Here is a 12,945-nt window from a genome sequence, read left to right as displayed (position 1 = left end):
TTTTATTTTTTTGGCTCAAGTTTAGCGAGTTTTTTCAGGTTGGCTTTATGTTGTCTGGAGGTATAAATTTTTGGAACCTGCATTACTATGATATCGTAACCGTTTGCCGTCAGTCTTTCTTGTTCATTAAGTACACGGTATGAAATTACAGGGTCTATACCTTTATCCAAATAGTCAAAAATGAATGTCTTAAGAAAATAGTCTTTGTGGTTGATGTCAGTTCCGGAATGTCCTGATATAAATGCAACCTTCTTGTCCTTGAAACTGAAGTCTGTCTTTTTGTTAGTCAGCAAAGAGTCAAGAAGTCGTTGCTCTTTAACTGTCAAATTGGAGCTAATTTCTTGTCCAAACGAGATATTTTGGAATACCAAGTTTGTCAATATGGTAGAGGTTAATATCATCAAATATCTTTTCATTCGATGTGGTCTTTGTTTTTCAGCTTGTTGCCAACTATTAGCTAACAGTAATACTACTCCCGCTATACTCCAAATATAGCAGATAAACGGAATAACATACACTCTGCAGCAAAGTGAATTACCTGCCTATGACCTTTAGTTCATCTTAGATCATATCAGCTTTTTTACTTGAAAACAACGCTATACCTAGCCCAGGATATAACCGCAAGCACCACGCCTGAGTAAAGAACAGGTATGCAACCTCAAAAACGAAGACCCACCAAAGATGAGCTGGCGGCGGCTGAAGGAAGAACCTTACCGGATATCATTGCTCCCAACCTCAAAGTCCTTTTCTGCGGCATCAACCCCGGGCTTTACACGGCTGTTGTTGGGCATCACTTTGCACGCCCGGGCAACCGCTTCTGGCCAACCCTGCACGCGGCGGGTTTTACGCCCCGGATATACCTGCCCTCGGAAGAAAGTAGCCTGCTGGACCTGGGTGTTGGAATCACTAATATCGTGGACCGGGCCACGGCCAATGCTGCTGAGTTGTCAGCGATGGAGTTGAAAGAAGGAGGGAGCAAACTGGAGGAGAAAGTGATGGCGTACCAGCCGCAGGTGCTGGCCCTGCTGGGTATATCCGCCTACCGCGTGGCTTTCGGGAAAGCAACTGCAGGTATAGGTATGCAGGTACAGACCATCGGGAACACCAGGCTGTGGGTGCTGCCAAACCCCAGCGGCCTGAATGCTCATTTCCCGCCGCGTAAGCTTGCCGAGGTATACCAGGAACTGCGCCTCTTTGTCGATTCGCTCTAGTTAGTGTAGAACTTAAGCCTCTGCTGCTGCCTCCGATTGCTTCGGTCGCAGTACTTTGTTGTCAACGGAGTAGCGGCCGGGACCTTTGATCATAAAGAACAGGATGAGGGCCATGACGACCAGGGACATGATCAACTCAGTGTTTTCTAAACTTATACCGCGCTGCGGGTTCACGATCAGCAGCGCGCCTATCAGGATAGGGATCTGGCAGAGCAGCGCCAGGCGCGTGAGCATCCCGAAAGCGATCATCAGGCCACCCACTATATGCACCAGACTGGTCAGAAAGTGTGCCTTGCCAGTCGAGATCACGTCCTGGCTGGAACTGAAGATGTAGAAAACATCGGTGGTGTGCTCCAGAAACAGTAGCCCTTTTACAAACAGGAACAGACCGAGGAGGATTCTGAGGCCGTCCATCCAGACCGGGTTGTTGGCGCTGTTGATACGGGGGCTGTGGCGGAATTCATGTGTAAGTGCCATGGCTGTATGCTTTAGTGAAAAAACGTGCTATAGCTATATTTACGTTCACGCATGCAATCCCGTTTATTTACCATGCTTCCAGCGTCGTTTGGCCAGAAAATCCAGCTTTTTGACGGAATTGCTTTCACAATTGTAGATACAAGCGTAGCTTTGTAAACCGAATGAACATTCAATTGGAGGTAGGGTCTATGGAGCACATGTCGGATAAAAAGAGGGCCATATTCAAGAGCACGATGGAGCTGGTTAGGGAAAACGGCTTTCATGGTACGCCCATGAGCATGGTCGCCAAACATGCCGGGGTGGCCGCAGGCACGATCTACCACTATTTCGAAAGCAAGGAACATTTGCTTCGTGAGCTGTTTAACTATGCGCAGCAGCAGGCTGTTGCCGTGGTGGAGCGGGAAAGTTCAGCTACTATACCTTTCAAGGAGTGCTTTTTTAAACTCTGGACCGGGCTCTATACCTTTTACCGCGACAACCAGGATATGCTCAGGTTCTTCGAGCAGTTTGTGAACTCGCCATACCATACAACCATGCCGCCACTTGCGGAAGACAAGTTCTATACCTTGCTGTTCGCCTTTTTTGAGCGCGGCATCCGCGAGGGGGAGCTAAAGGAGGTCAGCCCCAAGATTCTGGCGACGCTCACCCACAGCAGTATTATCTCGATGGCCAAAATGACGGCCAGCGGCAGACTCCACTTCGACAGAAAGGAGCTGCAACAGATACAGCAGTTGCTCTGGGACGGTATTGCCCTTGGTCGTTAGCTGCCCTGAACCCAAAGGCTATTCCACTATCTGTAAACATTAACCACAAGCGCCAAAATGAAACATGAAAGAACAAACTAAAGCTGTAGCAGCACCATCGGTTGCTGCATCTTCACGTTTAATACTCAACCAATAAGCTGAACACCAAACGCATACATGAAATTAAAGCTATATTTTAAACACTTGCTGATTGCCTCCCTGCTGGTGCCCGGCACCCTGTTCGCGCAGGATAACAAAGGCGTGGCACCGACTGACAGCCTGACGCTGGAGCAGGTCGTGAATTACGCGCTGGAGAACACGGCGGCCATGGAACAGGCGCTGATCGACGAACAGATCGGCAACAAGGAGATCAGGGCCAGCCTGTCGGGATGGTTTCCGCAAATCAGTGCCAATTTCGGGGGTACCTACAATATCAAGCGGCCGCAGCAGCCGATCGGAGGCGAGATCATCACCTTCGGACAGAAGTACAACTCCAACATAGCGCTGCAGGCCACCCAGAACATTTTCGACAATAACCTGTTTCTAGCCACCAAGGCATCCAACTCCAGAAAACTGTTGCTGGACCAGCAGGTGACTGATACCCGCATCAACACGGTGGTGGAGGTGAGCAAGGCCTACTACAATGTACTGCTCACCAAGGAGCAGCTGCGCATCCTGGACCAGAACATATCCCGCCAGGAAAAGCAGTACAACGATGCCCGCAGTCGCTACGAGGTAGGCATCGTGGACAAGACCGATTACCAGCGTGCCGCCATCACGCTGGCCAACATCCGGTCGGACCGCAAGCGGGTGCAGGAGAGCATTAAAGCCAGCCTGGCCTACCTGAAGCAGCTGATGGGATACCCGGTGGAGCAGGAGCTGAACCTGACCTACAATTACGGCCGGATGGAGCAGGAAGTACAGGTGGATACTACCGAATTGCTCACTTTTGACAGGAGGATAGAGCTGCAACAGCTGCAGACGCAGCGCGACCTGCTCAAGCTGAACACGGCCTACAACCGCTGGAGTTTCCTGCCGACTGTTTCCGCTTTTGCCAACTACAACCTCCTCTACTTCAACAACGATTTTGGCAACCTGTACAACCAGCATTTCCCGAACTCGTCGGTAGGTATACAGGCTTCTCTCCCCATTTTCCAGGGGACGCGAAGACTGCAGAACCTGAAGATCGCGCAGTTGCAGGAAGACCGCCTGGATGTGCAGCTCGAAGACGCGCGCAGGGCCATCAACACGGAGTACCAGACAGCGCTGGCCAACTACAAAGGCGATTACACAGAGTGGCGCACGGTGCAGCAGAACCTGGTGATGGCCGAAGAGGTGTACGAGATCATCAAGCTGCAGTACGATGAGGGCGTGAAGGCCTACGTGGACCTGATCGTGGCCGAGACCGAGTTGCGCACCACCCAACTCAACTACTACAATGCCCTTTACAGCGTGCTCTCCAGCAAACTAGACCTGCAGCGAGCCCTTGGAAACATAGACATCAACCGATAAAAAACAGAGAATCAGGACAATGAAGAATAAGTACACCTGGCTGTTTGCAGCCATCATCAGCCCAACTTTGCTTATGTCTTGTGGCGGTGACGATGCCGCACAGCAGCAGATGAACCCGATGGCCATGGCCGTTCCGGTAAACACGATTCAGGTTAAGCAGCAAAGCGTAACCGGCCGCGACACCTACCCAGCCACGGTAGTGCCGCTGCAGGAAGTAGAGTTGCGTCCGCAGGTATCGGGCTACATCACCAACATTTTTGTACAGGACGGGCAGCGTGTCAAGAAGGGGCAGAAGCTCTATGAGATAGACCAGAACAAATACCAGGCAGGTATACAGCAGGCACGCGCCAGTCTGCAGAGCGCCAAGGCCAACCTGGCCCGTGCCGAGAAGGACCTAGAGCGCTACGAGCGCCTGGCCGAGCGTGACGCCATTGCCCGCCAGCAGGTGGATTACGCCCGTACCGAAGTACAGACCGCCCGCGCCCAGGTGGCAGCAGCGCAGGCGCAGGTAAGCAGCGCTTCTACCGACCTAAGCTACTCGGTGATCAATGCGCCCTTCAGCGGAACCATTGGCATCTCGCAGGTAAGGGTAGGGGCACAGGTATCGCCGGGGCAACCTTTGCTGAACACCATTTCCTCTTCCGACCCGATCGCTGTTGACATTGTGATCAATGAAGGTGAGCTCGGCCGATTCAACAACCTGCAGCAGGGCAAACAGCCCGACTCCCTTTTCACCATCCGCTTCAATAACGGCGAGCAGTACAAGCACAATGGCAAGCTGGTCGCCATCGACAGGGCTATTGGCCGCCGCTCAGGCACCACGACGGTGCGCGTGCAGTTCCCGAACCCGGACGAAAGACTGATACCAGGTATGACCGTGAGCCTGGACGTGCTGAACCAGGACCTGGGCGATCAGATCGTGATCCCGTCCAAGGCGGTGACAGAGCAGCTGGGTGAGTACTACGTGTATGTGGTGCAGGGCGATTCCGTGGTGCAGCAGAACGTGCAGTTGGGCTCACGTGTGGGCGGCAGCATTGTAGTGCGCGAAGGCCTGAAAGAAGGACAGCAGATCGTAACCGAAGGTATACAGCGCCTGCGCCAGGGAGCCAAAGTGCAGCTGGGCGGACCTGAACAGGGCAAGCCGCAGGCAGGAGCCGCAAGATAATTGGAAACAGGTCTTTCAGAGGATTAAGCAGACATTATGATTTCAGACGTATTTATAAGAAGGCCCGTTACCGCCATGGTGATCTCGATCGTGATCGTACTGGTGGGTGTGCTGGCTATGTTGAATTTGCCCGTAACACAGTACCCGGATATTTCGCCGCCATCGGTTTCGGTATCGGCTAACTACACGGGTTCGGACGCGCTCACGGTAGAACAGGCGGTTGCCACACCAATCGAAACACAGATCAACGGTTCGCCGGGTATGGCCTATATTTCGTCCACGAGTACCGGTACCGGCCAGATGAACATGTCGGTTACCTTCGAGATCGGGACTGACATTGACATTGCCACACTGGATGTGCAGAACCGCGCCAGTATTGCAGAGCCGACCCTGCCGGAAGAAGTGCGCCGACTGGGCGTGACCGTGCGTAAGCGTAACCCGAGTATCATGATGGTGATCGGTATCTATTCGCCGAAGCGCACCCACGATATCCAGTTCCTCGACAACTACACCAACATCTACATCAAAGATGCCTTGATGCGTGTAAGCGGGGTGGGGGATATTTTCTCGATTGGCCAGGACTTCAGTATGCGCATCTGGCTGCAGCCGGACAAACTGGCGCAGTACAACATCGGGGCGAGCGAAGTGACGGCGGCCATTCAGGAGCAAAACCTGCAGGTGGCGGCCGGTTCGGTGGGTAACTCACCGCAGTACAGTTCGCAGGCATTTCAGTACCCGATCACGGTAACAGGACGTTTGCAGACGCAGGAAGAGTTCGGCAACATCATTGTGCGCACCAACCCTGCCGATGGCTCGATCGTGTACATGCGCGATGTGGCGCGTATCGAATTCGGCCGCTTCGACTATGGCCGTGAATCCAAGATAAACGGCAACCCGGCCACCATGATGCTGATCTACCAGGCGCCGGGCAGTAACGCGCTCGATACAGCCGAGGGTATTTACGCCGCACTGGACGACCTGAAGGAGACTTTCCCGGCCGACGTGGATTACATCGTTTCGTTTGAGACGGTGTCGGTGGTGCAGGTGTCGATCAACGAGGTGGTGCTGACGCTGATAGAAGCGCTTATCCTGGTGATCATTGTGGTGTTCCTGTTCTTGCAGAGCTGGCGCGCTACGCTCATTCCGATCCTGGCTATACCTGTGTCCATCATCGGTACCTTCATCTTCTTCATTCCGCTAGACTTTACGATCAATACGCTGACGCTCTTTGGTTTCGTGCTCTCGATCGGTATTGTGGTGGATGACGCCATTGTGGTGGTGGAAGCGGTGCAGCATAACATAGACCATGAGGGGCTTTCGGCTAAAGATGCCACCCGGAAGGCCATGAAAGAGATTACGGCACCGGTTATTGCCATTGCGCTCATATTGGCAGCCGTGTTTATACCGGTGGGCTTTATACCAGGCATCGTAGGCCGTCTATATCAGCAGTTTGCGATCACGATTGCCATTTCAGTACTGATCTCCGCGTTTGTGGCCCTTACCCTGACACCGGCGCTGTGCGCGCTGATGCTGAAGCCGATGAACGTGGATAAAAATTCACGCGGCATCAACAAGTTCTTCTATAAGTTTAACAACTGGTTTGCCCGCACAACGGAATCTTACTCTGTGGGCGTGCGCAAGAGCATCAAAGCGACACCGCTGGTACTCATACTGCTGGCTTGCCTCTATGTGGGCACTTTCGGCCTGTTTGTGAACAAACCGACCGGCTTTATACCTACCGAAGACGAGGGCCGCATGTTTGTGTCAATAGAATTGCCTGAGGGAGCCTCTACCAGCCGTACGTCCGCTGTTCTGAATCAGGTAGCCGAGCAGATGGCCACCATTCCGGCTATTCGTAACTATACCTCGGTTGCCGGCCTCAACGCGATCAACTTCTCGTTCAAATCGAACAGTGGTACTTTCTTCGTGCAGTTGCAGCCCTGGGATGAACGTCAGGATGAATCGGAGCACCTGCAGGGTGTCATGGCTACGCTGCAGCAAAAGCTGTCAGGTATAAAAGAAGCCAATATTCTGGTGGTGGCGCCGCCGGCTATACCTGGTCTGGGCGCTTCGGGTGGTTTTACGTTTGTGTTGCAGCAACGCAGGGCCGGCGATGTGAAACAGCTGGAGCAGGTAATGGGGCAGTTCCTTGGGGCAGCCAACCAGCGTCCTGAAATTGCCATGGCCTATAGCTTCTTCACGGCCAAAACACCGGGTTACCACGTGGATGTGGACCGCGAGAAGGCCAAGCGCCTGGGCGTGAACATAGCCGATGTGTATGCCACCATGTCTACTTACATGGGCAGCCGCTACGTGAACGACTTCACACGCTACGGCCGTAACTTCAGGGTGGTGGCGCAGGCCGATACCGCCTACCGTATGGACATCGAAAGCCTGAAGCAGTTCTATGTGATGAACCGACAGGGAGAATCCGTTCCGCTCAGTGCTTTGGTAACGACCCGGATAGTGGAGAACGCCCCTGTGATTTCGCACTTTAACCTATTCCGCTCCGTAGACATTAACGGCAGTGCAGCGCCGGGTTATAGCTCGGGTCAGGCCATACAGGCCCTGGAGGAAGTGGCGGCCGAGGTGTTACCTGCCGGGTATGGCTACGAATTCTCCGGCCTGAGCCGTGAAGAGATTGCGGCAGGCGGCAGTACGATCTACATTTTCTCGCTCTCGATCATCTTGGTACTCCTGTTACTGGCAGCCTTGTACGAGAGCTGGTCGGTGCCGTTCTCCATCTTGTTTGCCATTCCGCTGGGTATGTTCGGGGCCATACTTGCCCTCACACTGCTGCCTAAGCTGGACAACAACGTGTATGCCCAGGTGGGTATGATCACGCTGATCGGTCTGGCTGCCAAAAATGCCATTCTGATTGTGGAGTTTGCCAAAGAACGGGTGGACCGGGGCATGGAACTGATCGCAGCAACGATCGAAGCGGTGAAGCTGCGTCTTCGCCCGATCATCATGACCTCGCTGGCCTTCATTTTAGGTGTGGTTCCACTAGCGTTGTCTTCCGGAGCAGGTGCCGTATCGCGCCAGACCATTGGTTGGGTGGTGATTGGCGGTATGCTGGCTGCTACCTTCCTGGCCATCTTCGTGGTGCCGGTACTGTACGTGGTGATTACCCGACTCGCCTACGGTAAAAAAGGCCTGGCCGAACTGCGCGCCAAAGGCGATAACCTGCCCGATGAAGAAGGCGGTGATCCTGCTTATGTGAACCCATAGTTTTAGACCCAAGACACCAAGATTTTTGATCCTGGTATAAACGAAAAGCCCCAGCCATATGGTCGGGGCTTTTTGTTTTGCTTCAGGTTACGGAACGTTGCTATACCTATACCTGGAACAGCTTAGCACGGAGCCATTTCCGTTTTGTTATTTGTCATCCTGGAAGGATCTTGGTAGCGAGTCGTGTAGGCCTGACCTCTGGGTTAAGGGCCAATACTGGCAACTCTAGCGCTTTACGTGTAATGAGAAAACTGGATTATTTTAGAGCATGGCCAGTCTTTAAGATTTCTCCCAAAAAGCGGGCCCCTAACCCCGGGTCGGAGTGACAAAATCGATCTAAAGTTGATAGCACAGGGGAGGAACCCAGTAGTTCTCTTAAGATTTTAAAGAGGATGTCAGAAAGGGTTGCGTCTTTTTTCAGGTATGCTATCTGGGAGCCTTCTCCAGCAGCCGTTCGATCCAGAATATCAGGAAAAGTGCGACGAGGTTGATGCCAATGAATTTCTGGCCGAGGTCGGTTCCGATGCTGAAGTGGAAGGAGGAGAGCGCTAGCCTGAATTTAAAGATCCAGCCTTCCACCATATCCACGCCCACCCCGATGCGCAAACCCGCCACATACTGAAAGCCGTAGGCTCCAAATGAGAAGTACACGACCTGCAGCACCTGGTTGATGATGGAGAGCACAAGGCCGCGGCGGAGATTGCGGAACAGCATGCGCCCGCAAAGGATGGAGAAGATATAAAGTCCGCCGGCGAACAGGCCGATGCGCAGAGCCGTCTGGTCTATAACCATTTCGCCGCTGAACATGACCCAAACGGTGAGGGCTATACCTAGTATGCCGCCAATGATCTGGTAAAGCGCAAGGGCTCTGATCTGATTTTTTTCAGGAGTGTGCAAGGGGGAATTTTTTCTGATGGTTTGACTTTTGTTGGCTTAAGCAGCCAATCAAAATTACGAATTTATACCCACCCGAGCAGCACTTTTGTCTTGAGAGAAACTGCTATTTGTACTTGAACAAAATGTTCGTGCCGTTTCGTATCCACTTTTCAAAAAAAGCATTGTCATTGAATTCACCTGACAGTAAAACGGAGCCGCTTTCCGTTACCGGCGTGCGCGTGCTCATAAAGTCAGGAAGAAAGTCCTGGTTGTTAGGCACCCATTCCATTCCTTTTTTCAGGGCTATGCACAGGTACTCGTGTGTTTCGGTGTCTACTAGATATTTTCTGTTCATCTTCAGCGTATTAAGTTTACATTTATTAAAAGGGCCGCAAATCAATGGAGGCCCCGGTAGCAATAAAAAAGCCTTGCCGGAGGCAAGGCTTTCCTGTGCATATGGCTTAGAACTAAGCGCGCTTTACGTTAACCGCGTTCAATCCTTTTCGTCCTTCCTGCAGGTCAAAAGTCACTTCATCACTTTCTCTGATTTCGTCTGTAAGGCCAGAAACGTGTACAAAGTATTCCTGATCTGAATTTGCTTCTTTAATGAAACCGAACCCTTTCGAGTCATTAAAGAATTTTACTGTTCCTTTATTCATTCTTGTGTTTTGTTATGATGTGCGTACTGGTTATCAGCAGGCACAATTGCTCATTATTTTTTACAATATACGATAAATAAATTACAAAACCTTGCCTTGGTCTCATCTCTTTGCAATTAATTCAACGCTTCGGTAGAACTACACTTCATACATATAGGCAAGGTGCCGATCTTCCTCAGGCAAAGAATGGGCGAATTATCTGGATGAGGTTTTTTCATTGCCCATACGTTTGCCCTATTTGTGCATACTCGAAATACCTAATCCGGCTAATACGCGACTTCGGACATTCAAAGCTCCTATGATGCGATTGACCGGTGCCGGCTCCATTCTGATGAGGGTAGGTATGGCAATAATGCCCGCCTCCTCCGCCTTATCAGGGTCTTTCTGAATATCGATTATTTCAAGCTGATAGTTACCATTTAAGTTCTCCCTGCAAATTTTAAGAAGTGTGTCCACAGCCTCGATGGAGTTAAGGCTGTGTCCATTAATAAAGAGCTGAAATACATGCATGCTCGTTTTTTTAATTTGGCTGAAAGCTCCGGAGTCGACCGGCTTCTGTTGGTGTACTGTCGTCAAAAATTACTCAAGCTTGATAAGCATAGGGTTACCTGTCAGAATACCGCTGATGCCTTCGAAATGCTTTCCTATGTGAGCCCCCTCACCTGAGATCGTGAATTTGCGGATAGCAGAGTCATGTTTGGATCCGCGCATCTTCAGCACGGCAATGCTTCGTTGCATCTCACCCGACATCTCCACATAGCGTAGCAGGATAATAGTGTCCGTGATGGGAGAGATGTTACCCTCCGTGTCAGACGTGCCGCCTGCGAGCAAGGGCGTATTGGACGTAAACAGGGCTGTAATTTCCTGGTGCTTGAGGTAGGACGTAAAGGCGATGATGAACTCCCGAAAACCTTTGTCAGAAGATGCGCGTGATAGAGCTGATAGGCTGTCAATCGCGATTCTGTGAGGTTTAAAGGTTTTAACGACTTCCTGTATGTTGATGAAATGGTCTTCCAGGGAGGAAATCTCAGGATAGACGCTGATAACTTTCAGCAGTCCTTCATCTTCCAACTGCTTAAAATCAATGCCCCAGCCAGACGCGTTGCGGTATAGCTGTTCGGTGCTTTCTTCAAAGGCCATGAGCAGGCAGCGCTCCTTTTTCTCGCGGATACCGTTTATAAAGTTGGCCACCAACAATGTTTTGCCAGCCCCTATTGCTCCGGAAACGAGGTTGATGGAGCCTTTGTAAAACCCACCGTCTATCATTTCGTCCAGTACAGGTATACCGGAAGTAACTCTTTCATTTGAAGAGACATGCTTCAGGTTCATAGCTGACAAGGGGATTATAACGATCGCCTTGTCCGGGTTTATGGTAAAAGGATTTTCTCCTTTTTCATGGTCGCTGCCTCTGAATTTCAGAATCTCGATGGTCCGCCTGCGCTTCTCGTTGTGCAGCACATTGCGAAGTATCACCACATTGTCCGTCAGGAATTCCTCTACTCCGAAACGGGTGATATTCCCATACTCTTCCAGGCGCTCAGCCGTGATGATGGACGTGGCACCCAAGCGCGACAATGTGAGTGCTACCTGTATCAACTCCCGCCGGATGGCGTGTGTCTCTTCATGGAACTGCGTGAAGATGCTGCCAATAGAATCAATGACAACGCGTTGCGCTCTGCACTTCATCACGGCTCTTTCCAGCCTGATTCTGAAGGCGCTCAGGTCAAAGTCTCCAACAGCAATTATGATCTCTTCTTTCGGAGCGGCATCCACAAATACCCATTTTCCTTCGTTCTCCCAGGTATCAATGTCCCACTGAAAACTTCGCAGGTGCTTCCGGATGTCATCTACCTGCTCTTCGAAGGTGACAAACACACCCGACTGGTTGAACAACTGTATGCCCAGTGCCAGGAATTGTGCCGCAAACAGTGTTTTTGCGCTACCAGAACTACCCGCCACAAGCGTGGTGCGGCCTAGTGGCAAACCGCCGTGGGATATATGATCGAAGGATGCGTTTCCGGTTTCTAGTTTTTGAAGGTTCATAGGCAAACGTATGCGGTGTGGGAAGTGGAGGTATGTGTTTGAACTTACAGGTCGAGGTGTTACCATGACAGGTAGTCTAAAATGTGCTTAATGGAGTGTTAAAGTAAGTGTCTGTGAATTTATTTCTGCCTGGCATCGCAACACCTTATGTTAGGATACTGGCCTGGAAAATTCAAACATAAGTGCATGCACCATGCAGTCTGAAACAGCGCATAAAGGGCTGCACAAAGGTGCGAGGAATGGAAGAGGAATACTTTACATACTTCTACAAGTATGTATCAAATTTTACAGGTTTTCGAGCACACCCTCCCGCTTGTCTTTTATTTTCTTATAAAACGTAGGAGAGAGGCCGGTCACCTTTTTGAACTGGCTGGAGAGGTGGGCCACACTGCTGTAATGCAGACGATGGGCAATTTCGGTAAGGGAGAGCTCATCATAAAACAGCAGTTCCTTTGCTTTCTCTATTTTATGGATGATGATGAACTGCTGGATGGTGATGCCCTTGACCTCTGAGAAAATGTTGGCCAGGTAGTTATAGTTGTAACCCAGTTTCTCGCTGATGTAAACCGAGTAATTCACTTTCGGCTGTTCTTCCGACGCGTGGATCATGTCGGTGATCAGTGTCTTTATCTTGTCGATCAGTTGACTTTTGCTATCGTCGAGCAACTCCAGTCCGGACTTGCTCAGGTTCTCTTTCAGTTGGTTCAGCTGAATGTCGGTGATGTCTTTGTGTATTTCAACGATGCCAAGGTCAACCACCACGTATTCTGACTGTAATCCGAGATTTTTCAGCTCTTCCTGCACCAGCGCTTTGCAGCGGCTGCTGACCATGTATTTAATGTATAACTTCATTTACTGGGGTTTGGTGCATACTCAAATCCGGGAGTATGGTACGGCGCTGCTGCTGGGAAAGTGCTTAGAACCTGGAGCGAGTGATGAGCAATGAGATCAGGATTTTACAAGAAGATGCAAAACAGGTTCTGATAGTATATATGTATTACGTTAAATCTAACATATTAATTCATAAA

13 protein-coding genes are annotated in these 12,945 nt (G+C 50.9%); 5 read left to right on the top strand and 8 right to left on the bottom strand.

From position 1 onward, the window contains the following. Positions 1–2: 2 nt before the first annotated feature. A complete protein-coding gene (locus Q4E40_RS00805) occupies positions 3–416 on the bottom strand; it encodes a DUF8192 domain-containing protein (RefSeq protein ID WP_303409492.1) in 414 nt (137 codons plus the stop codon). A 234-nt stretch (positions 417–650) separates the two neighbouring features. Here Q4E40_RS00805 and mug point away from each other — a divergent pair, with 234 nt between their 5' ends. Further along, the gene (gene mug, locus Q4E40_RS00800) at positions 651–1,211 is read left to right on the top strand and encodes a G/U mismatch-specific DNA glycosylase (protein ID WP_303409491.1); all 561 of its coding nucleotides are present in this window, start codon (positions 651–653) and stop codon (positions 1,209–1,211) included. Between the two features lie 12 nt (positions 1,212–1,223). Here mug and Q4E40_RS00795 read toward each other — a convergent pair whose 3' ends face one another. After that, a complete protein-coding gene (locus tag Q4E40_RS00795; protein ID WP_303409490.1) occupies positions 1,224–1,688 on the bottom strand; it encodes a DoxX family protein in 465 nt (154 codons plus the stop codon). 161 nt (positions 1,689–1,849) lie between these two features. Here Q4E40_RS00795 and Q4E40_RS00790 point away from each other — a divergent pair, with 161 nt between their 5' ends. From Q4E40_RS00790 to Q4E40_RS00775, 4 genes are all read left to right on the top strand, one after another. Continuing rightward, positions 1,850–2,452 carry a TetR/AcrR family transcriptional regulator gene (locus Q4E40_RS00790; protein WP_303409489.1) on the top strand — a complete coding sequence of 201 codons (603 nt, stop codon included), beginning with the start codon at positions 1,850–1,852 and terminating at the stop codon, positions 2,450–2,452. A 156-nt stretch (positions 2,453–2,608) separates the two neighbouring features. Further along, on the top strand, positions 2,609–3,943 hold the full coding sequence (locus tag Q4E40_RS00785; protein WP_303409488.1) for a TolC family protein: 1,335 nt from the start codon (positions 2,609–2,611) through the stop codon (positions 3,941–3,943). A gap of 19 nt (positions 3,944–3,962) precedes the next feature. Then, positions 3,963–5,108, top strand: coding sequence for an efflux RND transporter periplasmic adaptor subunit (locus Q4E40_RS00780; RefSeq protein WP_303409487.1), 1,146 nt, complete (start codon positions 3,963–3,965; stop codon positions 5,106–5,108). 36 nt (positions 5,109–5,144) lie between these two features. Beyond that, positions 5,145–8,339 carry an efflux RND transporter permease subunit gene (locus Q4E40_RS00775; protein ID WP_303409486.1) on the top strand — a complete coding sequence of 1,065 codons (3,195 nt, stop codon included), beginning with the start codon at positions 5,145–5,147 and terminating at the stop codon, positions 8,337–8,339. A gap of 426 nt (positions 8,340–8,765) precedes the next feature. Here Q4E40_RS00775 and Q4E40_RS00770 read toward each other — a convergent pair whose 3' ends face one another. The 6 genes from Q4E40_RS00770 to Q4E40_RS00745 all read right to left on the bottom strand — a co-directional run bounded on the left by Q4E40_RS00770 (position 8,766) and on the right by Q4E40_RS00745 (position 12,769). Further along, the gene (locus Q4E40_RS00770) at positions 8,766–9,236 is read right to left on the bottom strand and encodes a hypothetical protein (protein ID WP_303409484.1); all 471 of its coding nucleotides are present in this window, start codon (positions 9,234–9,236) and stop codon (positions 8,766–8,768) included. 103 nt (positions 9,237–9,339) lie between these two features. Beyond that, positions 9,340–9,570 (bottom strand): hypothetical protein, encoded by a 231-nt coding sequence (locus Q4E40_RS00765; protein WP_303409483.1) that lies wholly within the window; start codon positions 9,568–9,570, stop codon positions 9,340–9,342. Positions 9,571–9,682: 112 nt separating this feature from the next. Beyond that, the gene (locus tag Q4E40_RS00760) at positions 9,683–9,874 is read right to left on the bottom strand and encodes a cold-shock protein (RefSeq protein WP_303409482.1); all 192 of its coding nucleotides are present in this window, start codon (positions 9,872–9,874) and stop codon (positions 9,683–9,685) included. 234 nt (positions 9,875–10,108) lie between these two features. Further along, positions 10,109–10,384, bottom strand: a complete 276-nt coding sequence (locus tag Q4E40_RS00755; RefSeq protein ID WP_303409481.1) for a circadian clock KaiB family protein — start codon at positions 10,382–10,384, stop codon at positions 10,109–10,111. 69 nt (positions 10,385–10,453) lie between these two features. Further along, positions 10,454–11,917 (bottom strand): circadian clock protein KaiC, encoded by a 1,464-nt coding sequence (gene kaiC / locus Q4E40_RS00750; protein ID WP_303409480.1) that lies wholly within the window; start codon positions 11,915–11,917, stop codon positions 10,454–10,456. A 285-nt stretch (positions 11,918–12,202) separates the two neighbouring features. Continuing rightward, positions 12,203–12,769: a helix-turn-helix domain-containing protein gene (locus tag Q4E40_RS00745; protein WP_303409479.1), complete on the bottom strand. Its 567-nt coding sequence runs from the start codon at positions 12,767–12,769 to the stop codon at positions 12,203–12,205. Positions 12,770–12,945 lie beyond the last annotated feature (176 nt).

The sequence above is a fragment of the Pontibacter coccineus genome, assembly GCF_030546575.1.
Lineage (GTDB): Bacteria > Bacteroidota > Bacteroidia > Cytophagales > Hymenobacteraceae > Pontibacter > Pontibacter coccineus.
Note: the sequence above shows the minus strand (reverse complement) of the source record. Positions and strands in the feature narration are given on the sequence as shown.